We start from the raw sequence: 13,148 nt of genomic DNA, 5'->3' as shown, positions 1-13,148 counted from the left end.
ATGGTCACGCCGTCGGTTCGATATTTCACGTGCGCAGGCTGCGCGCCGGCCCTACAAGCGATGGGTGCCGGTGAAATGTCCGCACGGGAAGTCGGGGGAAGTGACGTCGATGGGGTCCGATCGGCCGATCTGGCAATTGTTCGCGCGCTTTTCGCTGCTGCGGCGCGGCCCGGCGGCGCGCTATGGCATGGCCGTGCTGACCTTCGCCGCCGCCCTGCTGCTGCGCCGGCTGGTCGACAACACCCTGCCGCCCGGCTTTCCTTATCTCACTTTCTTCCCGGCGGTGATCCTGACCACTTTCATTGCCGGGCGGGGGCCGGGGGTGGTGACGGCGGTGCTGTCGGGGCTGGCAGCCTGGTATTTCTACATCCCGCCCTTCGACAGCTTCGCCCTGGATGGGTCGGTCGCGCTGGCGCTGGTCTTCTACGCGGTGGTGGTCGCGGTGGATATCGCGCTGATCCACGGCATGCAGGTGACGCTGGCCAGCCTGCAGGAGGAGCGCAGCCGAACCGCCTCCCTGCTGGAGGCGCAGACCACCATGTTCCACGAGCTGCAGCACCGTGTCGCCAACAACATGCAGTTCGTCTCCTCCCTGCTGGATCTGCAGAGGCGGTCGGTCGCCCGCTCGCCGGAGGGGGCGATGGCGGCACTGGAGGAGGCGGGGCGGCGACTCGACACCATGGCCCGGGTGCACCGGCGGCTGCACGACCCGCGCTCCGGCGACGATTTCGGCAGCCATGTCGAGGCTCTGTGCCGGGACATGCTGGCGGCGGCCGGCGTCCCCGGCGTGGCCTGCCGCGTGACGGTGCGGGCGGCGCCGCAGTCGCCCGAACGGCTGCTGGCGCTGGCGATGCTGATCGTGGAGGCGTTGACCAACAGCCTGAAACACGCCTTCGCCGGCCGCCACGGCGGCACCGTCACCATCGAACTGAAGCCGGTGCCGGGAGAGCCGGGCCAGCTGCATCTGCTGGTGATGGACGACGGCATCGGCCTGCCGGACGGCTTCGACGTGCAGCGCCTGCCCAGCCTGGGCTGGAAGATCATCCAGAGCCTGGCCGCCCAGCTGTCCGGCGACCTGAGCCACGGCCCCGCCGACGGCAGCGGCACGCGGATCGACCTGCGCTTTCCGGCCTGACCGGGAATATCCGTCGTGGCTTTTCCATCGCCAGACGATGAACTATCTGTGATCCTGCCGGTTGCTGCGAGGACCGGCAGGGGACAGCAGGAGGGGACTTTCTGATGGCGACGCTGAAGGAATTCGAGGACGCGCTGAAGGCGGCGGGCAACACGGCCGCGCTGGAGATCCTTGAGTCCCTGCGGGCGCGCGACCGCTCCCAGCGCTCCGTCCGGCCGGCGCGGCGCCTGACCGGGCGCAAGATGACGCCGGAACTGGCCGCCGAGATCCTGCACCTGCACGAGACCACCAACATGACCCAGCAGGAGATCGCCTTCCAGCTGGGCGTGAATCAGGGCCGGGTGAACGAGGTCATCAAGCGCCGCAAATGGCTGACCGACAATCCCGAGGCCCCGGAGGCCCAGGCCCGCGACAAGGCCAAGCAGCGCGCCAAGGAAGGCGTCGGCGTCGCCCCGCGCCGTCCGCCCCGGAAGAAGAAGGAAAAGGTCGAGGCGGCGCCGGAGGCCGCTCAGCCCGTGGAAGCGGCGGCGGAGGTGGTGCCCGAGTCGGTGGCGGTGCCGGAGCCGGTCGCGCCGGAACCGGTTGTTCAGGAACCCGTCGCGCAGCCCGCGCCGGAACCGGCGGCCGCACCGCCGATGGCCGCGCCGGAATTGCCGGTGGAGCAGCCCCAGGCTTCCGCCGAACCGGCGGCTGAGCCGGCAGCGGAACTGCCGCCCGACGTGGCGAAGGAGAAGGCGAAGGGGAAGGCGCGCAAGCGGGGCAAGGACAAGGAACCGCCGGCGCAGCTGCTGTTCAAGGATCTGCTATAGCCCGATGAAGGGCTGCATCAGCCGGCCCATCAGGCCGGTGAAGCGCAGCGGCGCGTCCGTCGCGATCAGGCAGACGCAGTCGCGGTGGCTGTCGGCGATGGGCTGGTGGTTGGTGTCGCCGTCGACCTCCGCCAGATCGCCGGGGCCGTAGCGGCCGAGTTCATCGGCGAAATGGCCGCTCAGCACCACGGTCAGTTCCAGCCCGCCATGGCCGTGGTGGGGCAGGGCGGTGCCGGGGGCGATGCGCAGAAGCTGGGCCGCGCCGCCCGACGCCGTGCGCGGCAGCAGCTCCACCCGCCGCACGCCGGGGGCCAGCCGCTGCCAGGACAGATCCTCAAGCGAGGGCACATAGGCGCGCAGCGGACCCGGCAGGGACGGGGCCGGCGGAGACGGGGCGGCCGGGCGGCTGCATCGCGGTCGCATCCGCATGGCCTTGCAGGGGTTGCCCGGCGCCTCCTCCCGATCCAGGCGGTCGAGGGTGGCGGACAGCGACAGGCTTTCCAGCGGGGCCGGCGGCAGATCCTCCAGCAGGGCGCCGCCCAGCGCCTCCACCTCCGCCAGGGTGGCGCGGCAGTCCGGGCAATGGGCGAGGTGGACGGCGACGGCCAGCGACAGCCCTTCTCCCAGGCTGCCCGCGCCATAGGCCACCAGCAGGGCGTCGCTGGGGTGGTGGTTCGGCAGGAAAAGTTGGCGGGCGGTCATTGATCGTCGTCTCCCAGCGCCTTGCGGATCTTGGCCATGGCCAGGCGCAGGCGCGATTTCACGGTGCCCAGCGGAACGTCCAGCCGTTCGGCGATGGCCGGATGGGCGAGGTCGGCGAAGAAGGACAGCTGCACCACCTCCGCCTGTTCCGGCGTCAGCGAGGCCAGCGCGCCGCGCAGGCGGCGGGCGCGGCGGTCGCCGTCCAGCACGTCGTCGGCGCGCGGGCGGTCGTCCTCATGCTCCAGCAGTTCGTCGTCAGACACCTCCGGATGGCGTTCGCGGCGCAGCATGTCGATGCGCAGGTTGCGGGCGATGGTGAAGACCCAGGTCGCCGCCTCCGCTTTCGCCGGATCGTAGAGCGCGGCCTTGCGCCACACCGACAGCATGGTGTCCTGCGCCAGATCCTCCGCCCGCTGTCCCGGCATCCCCAGCTTCAGCATGTAGGCCTTCACCCGTGGGGCGAAATGGGCGAACAGCCGGGCGAAGGCCGCCCGGTCGCCCGCCGCCACCGCGATCAGATCGGCCGACTGGTCCGCCGCCAGCCTCGCGGCGGCGGGATCGGGCGTCCGGTCGGCTCCGGCGGCATGCGTCAGAAGGGAGGCCAATGGGGCGATCATGGCCAGGATACGCCGCAGCCTGCGCTTCGGATCACCGCCGGTTTTGTCTTTTCGATGCTGGCGGGAAAGCGCGGACGTGGCGATGATCCGACGGCGATTTGCCGCCGTATCCCGATCACAAGCCGGACCTACCCATTTCGGGGTAATGTCCGGGTCCACGCATCGCCAGACTCCCGACGAAATCCGCCAAGGACCGCCCCATGCCGCTTTCCCCGACCGACCTCCCCCCGCCGGCGCCGCTCGACATCGCGGTGGTCGGCTCCGGCATCGCCGGGCTGTCGGCGGCCTGGCTGCTGTCGAAGGTGCACCGCGTCACCCTCTATGAGAAGGAGGACCGGCCGGGCGGCCATGCCAACACGGTCGAGGCCGACGGCGCCGGCCCGGTCGACACTGGCTTCATCGTCTACAACGAGCCCTGCTATCCCAATCTGGTCGCCCTGTTCGACCATCTGGGCGTGCCGACGCGGGCGACGGACATGAGCTTTTCCGCCTCGCTGGACGGCGGGCGGGTGGAGTATGCCGGCACGCCCGGCACCCTGTTCGCGCAAAAGCGCAACCTGCTGCGCCCGCGCTTCTGGCGGATGATCGCCGACATCCTGCGCTTCTACCGCGAAGCGCCGGGGCTGCTGGCCGATCCGGCGGCGGAGACGCTGACGCTGGGCGAGGTGCTGGACCGCGGCGGCTATTCCGACGCCTTCATCCGCGACCATCTGCTGCCGATGGCCGCCGCCATCTGGTCCAGCCCGGCGGAGTCGATGCGCGGCCATCCCGCCGCCGCCTTCATCCGCTTCTGCGACAACCACGGCCTGCTGAAGCTGAAGGGCCGGCCGGTCTGGCGCACGGTGGAGGGCGGCAGTCGCAGCTATGTCAGCCGCATCCTGGCCGACATGCCCGGCGTTCTGCGCCTGAACCGCGCGGTGGAGGGCATCGTCCGCGAGGAGGGCCGCGTCCTGCTGCGCGACCGCCGCGGCGACGTGCGCGCCCACGACCATGTGGTGATCGCCACCCATGCCGATCAGGCGCTGGCCCTGCTGGAGGATGCCGGCGGAGAGGAGCGCCGGCTGCTGGGCGCCTTCGGTTACGAGCGCAACCTCGCCATCCTGCACAGCGACCCCGCGCTGATGCCGAAGCGCCGGGCGGTGTGGTCGAGCTGGAACTATCTGGCCGAGCGGGGGGATGGCGGCCAGGAGGGTGGGAACGACGCTTTGTGCGTCACCTATTGGATGAACCGGCTGCAGGGCTTCCTGCCGCGGGAGCGCGACCTGTTCGTCACGCTGAACCCGATCCGCCCGCCGCGCGAGGGCAGCATCCTGCGCAGCGTGCTCTACGACCACCCGATCTTCGGGATGGAGGCGCTGGCGGCGCAGCGGCAGCTGTGGAGCCTGCAGGGCCGGCGGCGGACCTGGTTCGCCGGCTCCTATTTCGGCGCCGGCTTCCACGAGGACGGGGCGCAAGCCGGGCTGGCGGTGGCGGAGGCGCTGGGTGGCCTACGCCGGCCCTGGACGGTGCCGAACGAATCCGGCCGCATCCATGTCGGGCCTGCGCCGGCCGCGCGCGCCGCCAAGCTGGAGGCCGCGTGATGGAGGGGCGGCGCTTCGCCTCCGGACTCTATGTCGGCACGGTGATGCACCACCGGGTGAAGCCGGTGCGGCACCGCCTGTCCTACCGGGTGTTCAGCCTGCTGACCGATCTGGACGAGCTTCCCCGGCTGGACCGCGACTTGCGGCTGTTCGCCCACAACCGATTCGGGCTGATCGGGTTCAATGATGGCGATTTCGGGCCGTTGGGAGAGTCCCCTCTCCCCCCGGGGAGAGGGTTAGGGTGAGGGGGGAGCGCGGCGAGGATCTTCAAGAGCCGCGCACTCACCGCTCCCACGGAATCCTCCCCATGCATCCCCCTCACCCCGACCCTCTCCCCGGGGGGGAGAGGGAGATTCGGGGGCTCAAGGGTTGGGCCGAGCGCCAACTCGCGGAGGCAGGGATCGAGGGGGGCGGGCCGGTTCGCCTGCTGTGCTTTCCGCGGGTGCTGGGCTTTGTCTTCAACCCGCTCTGCGTCTGGTTCTGCCATCGCCGGGATGGGACGCTCGCCGCCGTCATCCATGAGGTGACCAACACCTTCGGCCAGCGCCACGCCTATCTGATCCCGGCGGCGCCGGGAGCGGACGGGCTGGTGCGCCAGAGTTGCGACAAGCGCTTCTACGTCTCGCCCTTCATGGACATGGAGACCGCCTATCACTTCCGCATCCGCCCGCCCATGGGCGAAGCGGGGGAGCCGCTGGCGGTGTCCATCCGCCAGACCGATGTGGCGGGGCCGGTGCTGCATGCGTCGCTGACATTGAGGCGGGTGGAGCTGACCGACGGCGCCATCCTGCGCGCCTGGGCCCGCCACCCGCTGATGACCGCCAAGGTGGTCGCCGGCATCCATTGGGAGGCGCTGCAGCTGTGGCGCAAGGGGCTGGCGATCCGCCCGCGCCCGCCGGCCCCGGTCCATCCCGTCACCGTCGTCAAAAACATCGTCGTTCCCGACCGTTTCCGAGAAGGCCATTCATGACCGACATCGCTACCGAGATCGCTGCGACCGCGCCTCGACGTCACCCCCGGTGGCTGCGGCTGGTGACCGGACGCGACCTGTGGACCGGCGCCCTGGTGAGGATGGCCGGCGGCATCCGCCGCGGTGAGCTGACCCTGCGCCTGCCCGACGGGCGGACGATGTGCGTCGGCGATCCGGCCGAGGGGCCGCGGGCCGACCTGACGCTGCTCGACGATGCCGCGGCGCGGCGGCTGATGCTGGGCGGCGCGGTCGGCATGGCGGAGGCCTATGGCGACGGGCTGTGGCGCAGCGGCGATTTGCCGGCGCTGATCGAACTGGCGATCCGCAACGAGGCGGCGATCGGGGGCGGGACGAAGGGTGGCGGGGCCAGGGCGGGAGGATTCAGGGGCACGGTCGCGGCGGCGGCGGCCAACCGGCTGTTCCACCGCAGCCGCACCAACTCCCGCCGCGGCAGCCGCCGCAACATCGCCTTCCACTATGACCTGGGCAACGGCTTCTACCGGCTGTGGCTCGATCCCGGCATGACCTATTCCTCCGCCCTGTACGAGCGGGAGGGGCAGAGCCTTGAGGACGCGCAGGAGGCCAAGATCGCCCGCGTCGCCGACCTGCTGCAACTCAGCCCCGGCGACCGGGTGCTGGAGGTCGGCTGCGGCTGGGGCGGGATGGCGGAGCATCTGGCCGGCCGCCGCGGCGCCTCGGTCGTCGGGCTGACCCTGTCGGCGGAGCAGCTGGCCTTCGCCCGCGCGCGGCTGGAGCGGGCCGGGCTGGCCGGGCGGGTCGATCTGCGGCTGATGGACTATCGCGATGCTGGAGGCAGCTTCGACCGTATCGTCTCCATCGAGATGATCGAGGCGGTGGGGGAGGAGCATTGGCCGCGCTATTTCGCCACCCTGCGCGACCGGCTGGTGCCCGGCGGGGCGGCGGTGGTCCAGGCGATCACCATCGACGACGCCCGCTTCCCGCGCTACCGCCGCGGCTGCGACTTCATCCAGCGCCACATCTTCCCCGGAGGCCTGCTGCCCTGCCCGTCGGCCCTGCGCGCCGAGGCGGAGCGGGCTGGGCTGGTGGTGGAGCATGTCGAGACTTTCGGCGCCTCCTATGCCCGGACCTGCGCGGAGTGGCGGCGGCGCTTCCTGGAGGCCGGGCCGCAGGTGGCGGCGATGGGCTTCGACGACCGGTTCCGCCGGCTGTGGGACTATTACCTCGCCTATTGCGAGGCCGGGTTCCGTGCCGGGACCATCGACGTCGGTCTCTGGCGCTTCCGCAAGCCGTGAGCGGGGACCACTCGCGATGAAGATCGGGGATTTCGCCGGCAACACGCCCGAATTGCGGATCGAGCGCTATTTCGCCGGGCGCATCCATGCCTGGGGCGTGTTCGAGGACCGGTTCGGCACGTTGCGCCGCAGCTTCACCGTCGCCATCGACGGGCAGTGGGACGGGCGGGAACTGGTGCTGGACGAACGCTTCCTCTATGCCGACGGCGAGACCGACCGCCGGGTCTGGCGCATCACCAGGACGGTAGAGGGTACTTATGAGGGGCGGGCCGACGACGTCATCGGCACGGCGGTGGGGCGGTCGGCCGGCAATGCGCTGAACTGGACCTACGAGATGGCGCTGAAGGTGGGCGGCGACCGCTGGCGCGTGCGCTTCGACGACTGGATGTGGCTGCAGCCGGGCGATGCGCTGATCAACCGCGCCAATGTCTATCGCTGGGGCCTGTGGATCGGCACGGTCAGCCTGTTCTTCCTGCCCGAAAGCCGGATGGTCCGGCCCGTCGCCGATGTCAATCCGGCGGTGCAGCCCCCAGCCGCCGCCGAATAGCGCGAAGTGGGGCGCCCAGCAGCGGCAGGCGCAGATAGACATGCTCGCCGGAATCCCAATGGTCGATATGCTCGGCCACCCGGCCGTCGGCAACCTGCCGCACCTCGCTGGTGCCGATCACGTCCATCCGGCCGATGCCGGTCACCGTCGCCTCGAAGCGCCAGCGCAGGATCGCCAGATCGGGTGCGAACAGCCGGTGGGTGACGGTGAAGCGCAGATCGCGGCAGCCGTTCAGCGTGTGGACCAGTGCCGCGCGCACCGCGTCGCGCCCGCGGGCGTCGTTGAAGGGGTCGCGGAAACGCACCTCCGGCACGGTCAGCGCCGGCAGCCGGTCGAGCGTTTCGACGCTGAGCGATTCGAAGAAATCGACCCAGGCGTCCAGCCCGCGGTGTCTTGGATCGTCCGTCATGCCCCTGTCGCCTTGCGCACCAGCGGGAAGTAAAGCCGATAGGGCAGGCAGCGCGCCAGCTTCAGCTTGCGGGTGAAGCGTTTGGGAAAGGTGATCTCGAAGCGGTCGCTCTCCAGTTCCTCCGCCAGTTGGCGGGCCGCATTCTCCACCGGCATCAGGTCCGGCATGGGGAAGGGATTGCGGGCGGTCAGCGGCGTGTCGACGAAGCCGGGGCAGACCAGCTGCAGCCTGATCCCGGCGCGGTCGCAGTCGGGCTTCAGCGATTCGCACAGGTTGATGAGCGCCGCCTTGGTCGGGCCATAGGCCGCCGCCGTCGGCAGGCCGCGGTATCCGGCGACGGAGGCGACCACCGCCACCTGCCCACGCCTGCGCGCCCGCATCCGCGGCAGCAGCGCCTCCAGCCCATGGACCACGCCCATATAGTTGACCTCCATCAGCCGGCGGGCGGTGTCGGCGGAGAAATCCGCCAGCGACATCGGGGTGTGGGTGCCGGCGTTCAGCACCGCCCGGTCGATGGGGCCTAGCCAGCGTTCAATGGCGGCGACGGTGGCGGTGGTGGCGACGCGGTCGGTGACGTCCAGCGGGAACAGGCGCATGCGGTCCGGGCTGTGCTGCACCGTTGACGTCAGATCTTCGACCGAGCGGGCGGAGAGCGCCACCCGCGCACCGCCGTCGGCGAGATGGATCGCCAGCGCCCGGCCGATGCCGCTGCTGGCGCCGGTGATCCAGGTGATGCCGGGCGGCTTGCCGTTCGCTTCGGCTTGCGTTTCGTTCATCGCGTACGCTCTTCGGACTGGCTCGGGGCCGATACGCAGCCGGGGCCCCGCCGGATCACCAGATGCGGCGGGCCAGCTGGTCGCCGCGTTCCGACAGGTCGCGCATCAGGGCGCGGGCCTCGTCCTCGCCGGTCCAGCGGGCGACCGACGCGATGCCGTCGGGGCTGTCGGAGGCGCCGTCGCGGCCACCCTCGGCGTCATCCGGCAGGCCGAACACCCGTCCCGCCCGTGCCTCCACCACGGCGAAGCGGCCGTCGCAGGCCACCAGCCTGAAACTGCCCTTCTCCTCCACAACCGAAACCTGGGTCATCGGCCTTCTCCTTGGCGCTGTCTCGATTGGCGCTGTCTCGTTTGTCGGTTCAACCGGCCGGAGCGCCGGAAGGTTGCGCGGCGTCGAGATTCTTCACGACAGCGGGGCTCAATGATGGTAGTGAGACTTATTCGCACTTGATCGCGGATGGCTGTTCCGGTGGTCGAGACTGTTCGTGGGGCCAATGAAACCACGGCCTTAGGGCGGCGAATTCCCACAAAAACGCAAGTTTCCCCGTCGGCGGCGGTCGATTTTCAGTGCGAGTGCGACTCATTCGCATTATAACCGCGTGGGGTATCCGCTCTGGAGCATAGCGCCGGAGCGCCATCGGGATTTTTGCACCGCGCGTGCCGGACACGCGCCGAGGGGGAGTTGGACCGCCATGCCGACATCGTTTCGCCACCGTCCTGCGCTGGCCGCCGCACTTGCCGGTGCCGGCGCTCTGATGGCCGGCGCCGCCGCCCGCGCGCAGGAGGCCGCCGCGCCCGCCGCCGGGGCGGTGTCGGCGCCGGTGGAGGCGGTGCAGGGGGCGGTGCAGTCCGCTCCGGACGCAGCGGCTGCCGCTCTCGCCTCGCTGCCGCACGACCTGTCGCCCTGGGGCATGTTCGTCACCGCCAGCCCGGTGGTGCAGGCGGTGATGGTGGGTCTGGCGCTCGCCTCGGTCGTCACCTGGACCATCGCCATCGCCAAGACGGTGGAGCTGTCGTCGGCCAGGCGCAAGGCGCGCGCGGCGCTGGCGATGCTGGAGGAGTCGCGCTCGCTGTCGCAGGCGGCGGAGCGGGTCGGCTTCAGCCAGGGCACCGCGGCGGCGCTGGTCCGCGCCGTGGTCGCCGAGACCCATCTGTCGGCCGACGCGCCGTCGCGCGACGGGCTGATGGACCGCGCCGCCTCGCGGCTGGAGCGGATCGAGTCGGCGGCCGGCCGGCGCATGGCGCGCGGCACCGGCATCCTCGCCACCATCGGCTCGACCGGCCCCTTCATCGGCCTGTTCGGCACGGTGTGGGGCATCATGACCAGCTTCATCGGCATTTCGAAGGCGCAGACCACCAACCTCGCCGTGGTGGCGCCGGGCATCGCCGAGGCGCTGCTGGCCACCGCCATCGGCCTCGTCGCCGCCATCCCGGCGGTGGTGGTCTACAACGCCTGCAGCCGCGCCATCGGCGGCCACAAGGCGCAGCTGACCGACGCGTCGGCGGCGGTGCTGCGCCTGCTGAGCCGCGACATCGACCGCCATGCGCTGCCGCGTCCCCACAGCAATTCCCGTGCGGCGGAGTGACGGCGATGGGTGCGCGACTCGGCTCCAGCGGCAGCGACGACGATCTGACCGAAACCCATGAGATCAACGTCACGCCCTTCATCGACGTCGTCCTCGTCCTGCTGATCATCTTCATGGTCGCGGCCCCGCTGGCGACGGTGGATGTGCCGGTCGATCTGCCGGCCTCCACCGCCACGCCGACGCCGCGGCCGGACAAGCCGCTGTTCCTGACCATCCAGGCCGACAAGACCCTGTCGCTGGGCGACACCACGACGACCAGGGAGGCCCTGGGCGCGGCGCTGGACGCCGCCACCCACGGCGACAAGACCCAGCGCGTCTTCCTGCGCGCCGACAAGACCGTGGATTACGGCGCCCTGACCGAGGTGATGAACAGCCTGCGCGCCGCCGGCTATCTGAAGATCGGCCTCGTCGGGCTGGAAGCGGCGCCGGCGCCATGAGTGCGGCCTTCGACCAGGACGCGGCGGGCTGGTCCGCCGACGGGGCGGAGCGTCCGGCGCGCGGGGCTTTCCGCTGGGGCGGCAGCCTGATGCTGGCCTTGGGCGTCCATGCCGCGGCCGGCGTGGCGATGGTGGCGTGGCATGTGCCGATCACGCAGTCGGAGGCCGACCCGCCGGCCGTGCTGCTGGAACTGGCGCCGCTGCCGGTGGCGCCGCCGGAGCCGACGCCCGCCATCGACATTCCCCTGCCGGAACCGATGCCGGAGCCGGTGATCGAACCGGACCCTGAACCGCCGCCGCCCGAACCCGAACCGGTGGTCGAGGAACCGCCGCCGCCGCCGGAGCCGCCCCCCGTGGTCGAGCCGGAAGTGGTGCTGCCCAAACCGCCGCCCGAACCGCCGAAGCCGAAGCCCAAACTGGAAAAGCCCAAACCGGAGAAGCCGAAGCCGCCCCGGCCGGTGGCCCAGCCGGTGCAGCCGGCCCCGGTGACCGCTCCGCCGGCGCCTGCACCGGCTCCCGCACCGGCGGCACCGGCGCCGTCGGCCGCAGCCAGCCGGGCGATTCCAAGTTGGCAGGGACGGCTGCTGAGCCATCTGGAACGGCACAAGCGCTATCCGCGCGCCGCCCAGGCCCGTCGGCAGGAGGGCGTTGCCCAGGTCCGCTTCACCATCGACCGCGACGGGAACGTGCTGTCGGTCCGGCTCGACCGCAGTTCCGGCGTGCCGTCGCTGGACGAGGAGACGGTGGAGATGGTCCGCCGCGCCTCCCCCCTGCCGGCCCCGCCGGAGGAGATGGCGAAGGACCGCATCGAACTGGTGGTCCCGGTCCAGTTCTTCATCCGCTGATCGGCGATCCGCGGCGTCACATTCAGTCCAGCGTCGGTTCCGCCCGCTGGCCGACGCGGCGCTGGGAATCGACGGCGGCGCGCAGGCGGTCGCGGGCCGCGCCCCGGCTGGAGCCGCCGGTGGTGGCCGCCGGGCGCAGGCCGTTGAGGGCGGCCAGGAAATTGGTGCCGGCGCGCGCCTTCTGTTCGCGGCCCTTCGGTTCGGAGACGCGCCAGGCGGGCAGCGCCGGAATCTCCTGCGTGACCTCTTCCCGATCGACGGCGCCGTCCGGCGCCGCGGCGGCCTTCGCCTGGGCGCGGGCCTGCTGCGCCTCCACCCGCGCACGGGCGACGATGCGTTCGCGCAGGTCGACATCCAGCGTGCGGAAGACGCGCGACGCCTCGGTCAGTTCGCGTTCCCGGCCGCTGTCCAGGGTGCGTTTCAGCGCGTTCGCCAGCAGGCGGCATTCCAGGACGCCGGGCACCCGCTCGCGCTCCACCGCGCGGGCGAGGACGCCGACGGCTTCCAGGGTTTCGCGGTCGAGGGTGCCCTGCGGCATGGTGCGGCCTGATCCGAAAGGGGTAGGGTCGACACTATCGGCGGGCAAGCGTCGGTATTCAAGCCGCTTGTTAACCTTTGGTGCGACGCACCCGGATCAGCGTCCTACCGCTATTTGCCCGCCCCTATCGTCCCGCCGTGGCTTCCGGCCGATCCTGCTCCACCGCGCCGCGGCGCTGCAGCCATTCGGCGACCATCCAGCACAGCGCCGCCCAGGCGGCACCGACGCTCCAGCCCGCCAGCACGTCGGTCGGCCAGTGGACGCCGAGATAGACGCGGCTCGCCCCGATGATAAGGGTCAGCAGCATCGCCCAGCTCAGCAGATAGGCCTTGGTCCGCCGGCCCTCGACGAACTGGGTCAGCAGGGCGCCCAGCGTCAGGTAGACGACGGCCGACTGCATAGCGTGGCCGCTGGGGAAGCTGGCGGAGATCACCTGATCGCCATGCGGCACCAGATCGGGACGGGCGCGGTCGAACAGCATCTTCAGCACGGTGCTGAGCGCCCCGCCGCCGCCGACCGACACCAGCACCAGCAGGGCCGCCGCCCGCTTGTGCAGGAGCAGCAGGAAGCCCAGCGTGGCGGCGGTGAGGATGGCGAGGATGGTGGTGCTGCCGAGCGAGGTGATGTCGCGCGCCACCCGGGCCAGCCACCAGGGGCCGCCGGGCAGGTCGGGGTTCAGCGGATCGCGCAGCGCCAGCAGGATGTGCTTGTCGAAGGCGGTGGTCTCGCCCTCCATCACCTCGCCGGCCAGTTCGACGAAGCCGAACAGCAGGCCGGCGATGACCGACAGGCCGATCAGAACGCCGGGCTGATAGCGGTTCAGCCTGTCCCGCACCGCCGCCCGGATGCTGCCCCTGGTCGCGTCCCCGGCCCCGTCCCCGGCCCCGTCACTCGTCCTCACCGGCATCCTCCATCCCGTTGCC

17 protein-coding genes are annotated in these 13,148 nt (G+C 71.2%); 10 read left to right on the top strand and 7 right to left on the bottom strand.

Translation table 11 applies throughout. The features are described 5' to 3' along the window. Positions 1 to 109: 109 nt before the first annotated feature. On the top strand, positions 110 to 1,135 hold the full coding sequence (locus B9N97_RS32090; protein ID WP_085091898.1) for a sensor histidine kinase: 1,026 nt from the start codon (positions 110 to 112) through the stop codon (positions 1,133 to 1,135). A gap of 104 nt (positions 1,136 to 1,239) precedes the next feature. Further along, entirely contained in the window at positions 1,240 to 1,944 is a 705-nt protein-coding gene (locus tag B9N97_RS32085) for a hypothetical protein (RefSeq protein ID WP_085091897.1), read from the top strand. Here the strand turns inward: B9N97_RS32085 and B9N97_RS32080 are convergent. Beyond that, positions 1,939 to 2,646, bottom strand: a complete 708-nt coding sequence (locus B9N97_RS32080) for a ChrR family anti-sigma-E factor (protein ID WP_085091896.1) — start codon at positions 2,644 to 2,646, stop codon at positions 1,939 to 1,941. The genes B9N97_RS32085 and B9N97_RS32080 overlap by 6 nt on opposite strands. Beyond that, positions 2,643 to 3,263, bottom strand: a complete 621-nt coding sequence (locus B9N97_RS32075) for a sigma-70 family RNA polymerase sigma factor (RefSeq protein ID WP_085091895.1) — start codon at positions 3,261 to 3,263, stop codon at positions 2,643 to 2,645. Before B9N97_RS32075 ends, B9N97_RS32080 begins: the two co-directional genes overlap by 4 nt. 200 nt (positions 3,264 to 3,463) lie before the next feature. Between B9N97_RS32075 and B9N97_RS32070 the strand changes: the two genes are divergently transcribed. The 5 genes from B9N97_RS32070 to B9N97_RS32050 all read left to right on the top strand — a co-directional run bounded on the left by B9N97_RS32070 (position 3,464) and on the right by B9N97_RS32050 (position 7,634). Beyond that, positions 3,464 to 4,843 carry an NAD(P)/FAD-dependent oxidoreductase gene (locus tag B9N97_RS32070; protein WP_085091894.1) on the top strand — a complete coding sequence of 460 codons (1,380 nt, stop codon included), beginning with the start codon at positions 3,464 to 3,466 and terminating at the stop codon, positions 4,841 to 4,843. Next, the gene (locus B9N97_RS32065; RefSeq protein WP_085091893.1) at positions 4,843 to 5,088 is read left to right on the top strand and encodes a DUF1365 family protein; all 246 of its coding nucleotides are present in this window, start codon (positions 4,843 to 4,845) and stop codon (positions 5,086 to 5,088) included. The genes B9N97_RS32070 and B9N97_RS32065 overlap by 1 nt, the downstream gene beginning before the upstream one ends. A 62-nt stretch (positions 5,089 to 5,150) precedes the next feature. Continuing rightward, a complete protein-coding gene (locus B9N97_RS32060) occupies positions 5,151 to 5,813 on the top strand; it encodes a DUF1365 domain-containing protein (RefSeq protein WP_085091892.1) in 663 nt (220 codons plus the stop codon). After that, on the top strand, positions 5,810 to 7,087 hold the full coding sequence (locus B9N97_RS32055) for an SAM-dependent methyltransferase (protein ID WP_085091891.1): 1,278 nt from the start codon (positions 5,810 to 5,812) through the stop codon (positions 7,085 to 7,087). The genes B9N97_RS32060 and B9N97_RS32055 overlap by 4 nt, the downstream gene beginning before the upstream one ends. 16 nt (positions 7,088 to 7,103) lie before the next feature. Then, positions 7,104 to 7,634: a DUF3833 domain-containing protein gene (locus tag B9N97_RS32050; RefSeq protein ID WP_085091890.1), complete on the top strand. Its 531-nt coding sequence runs from the start codon at positions 7,104 to 7,106 to the stop codon at positions 7,632 to 7,634. Here B9N97_RS32050 and B9N97_RS32045 read toward each other — a convergent pair. The 3 genes from B9N97_RS32045 to B9N97_RS32035 are packed head-to-tail and all read right to left on the bottom strand — an operon-like array spanning position 7,597 to position 9,129. Next, positions 7,597 to 8,043 (bottom strand): nuclear transport factor 2 family protein, encoded by a 447-nt coding sequence (locus B9N97_RS32045; protein ID WP_085091889.1) that lies wholly within the window; start codon positions 8,041 to 8,043, stop codon positions 7,597 to 7,599. The genes B9N97_RS32050 and B9N97_RS32045 overlap by 38 nt on opposite strands. Continuing rightward, positions 8,040 to 8,819 (bottom strand): SDR family NAD(P)-dependent oxidoreductase, encoded by a 780-nt coding sequence (locus B9N97_RS32040; RefSeq protein ID WP_085091888.1) that lies wholly within the window; start codon positions 8,817 to 8,819, stop codon positions 8,040 to 8,042. Before B9N97_RS32040 ends, B9N97_RS32045 begins: the two co-directional genes overlap by 4 nt. Positions 8,820 to 8,874: 55 nt before the next feature. After that, a complete protein-coding gene (locus tag B9N97_RS32035) occupies positions 8,875 to 9,129 on the bottom strand; it encodes a hypothetical protein (RefSeq protein WP_085091887.1) in 255 nt (84 codons plus the stop codon). A gap of 382 nt (positions 9,130 to 9,511) precedes the next feature. On the opposite strand from B9N97_RS32035, the gene exbB reads away from it, so the two are divergent. The 3 genes from exbB to B9N97_RS32020 are packed head-to-tail and all read left to right on the top strand — an operon-like array spanning position 9,512 to position 11,687. Next, the gene (exbB, locus tag B9N97_RS32030) at positions 9,512 to 10,405 is read left to right on the top strand and encodes a tonB-system energizer ExbB (protein WP_244561041.1); all 894 of its coding nucleotides are present in this window, start codon (positions 9,512 to 9,514) and stop codon (positions 10,403 to 10,405) included. Positions 10,406 to 10,410: 5 nt separating this feature from the next. Continuing rightward, positions 10,411 to 10,842 (top strand): TonB system transport protein ExbD, encoded by a 432-nt coding sequence (exbD, locus tag B9N97_RS32025; protein WP_085091886.1) that lies wholly within the window; start codon positions 10,411 to 10,413, stop codon positions 10,840 to 10,842. Continuing rightward, a complete protein-coding gene (locus tag B9N97_RS32020) occupies positions 10,839 to 11,687 on the top strand; it encodes an energy transducer TonB (protein WP_085091885.1) in 849 nt (282 codons plus the stop codon). Before exbD ends, B9N97_RS32020 begins: the two co-directional genes overlap by 4 nt. Positions 11,688 to 11,709: 22 nt before the next feature. Here B9N97_RS32020 and B9N97_RS32015 read toward each other — a convergent pair whose 3' ends face one another. Further along, positions 11,710 to 12,225 carry a hypothetical protein gene (locus B9N97_RS32015; RefSeq protein WP_085091884.1) on the bottom strand — a complete coding sequence of 172 codons (516 nt, stop codon included), beginning with the start codon at positions 12,223 to 12,225 and terminating at the stop codon, positions 11,710 to 11,712. A gap of 124 nt (positions 12,226 to 12,349) precedes the next feature. Then, positions 12,350 to 13,126 carry a phosphatase PAP2 family protein gene (locus tag B9N97_RS32010; RefSeq protein ID WP_348520109.1) on the bottom strand — a complete coding sequence of 259 codons (777 nt, stop codon included), beginning with the start codon at positions 13,124 to 13,126 and terminating at the stop codon, positions 12,350 to 12,352. Positions 13,127 to 13,148 lie beyond the last annotated feature (22 nt).

The organism is Azospirillum oryzae, assembly GCF_900177515.1.
Classification (GTDB): Bacteria; Pseudomonadota; Alphaproteobacteria; order Azospirillales; family Azospirillaceae; genus Azospirillum; species Azospirillum oryzae_A.
The sequence above is the reverse complement of the archived record's forward strand: the minus strand, read 5'-3'. Positions and strand labels throughout refer to the sequence as shown.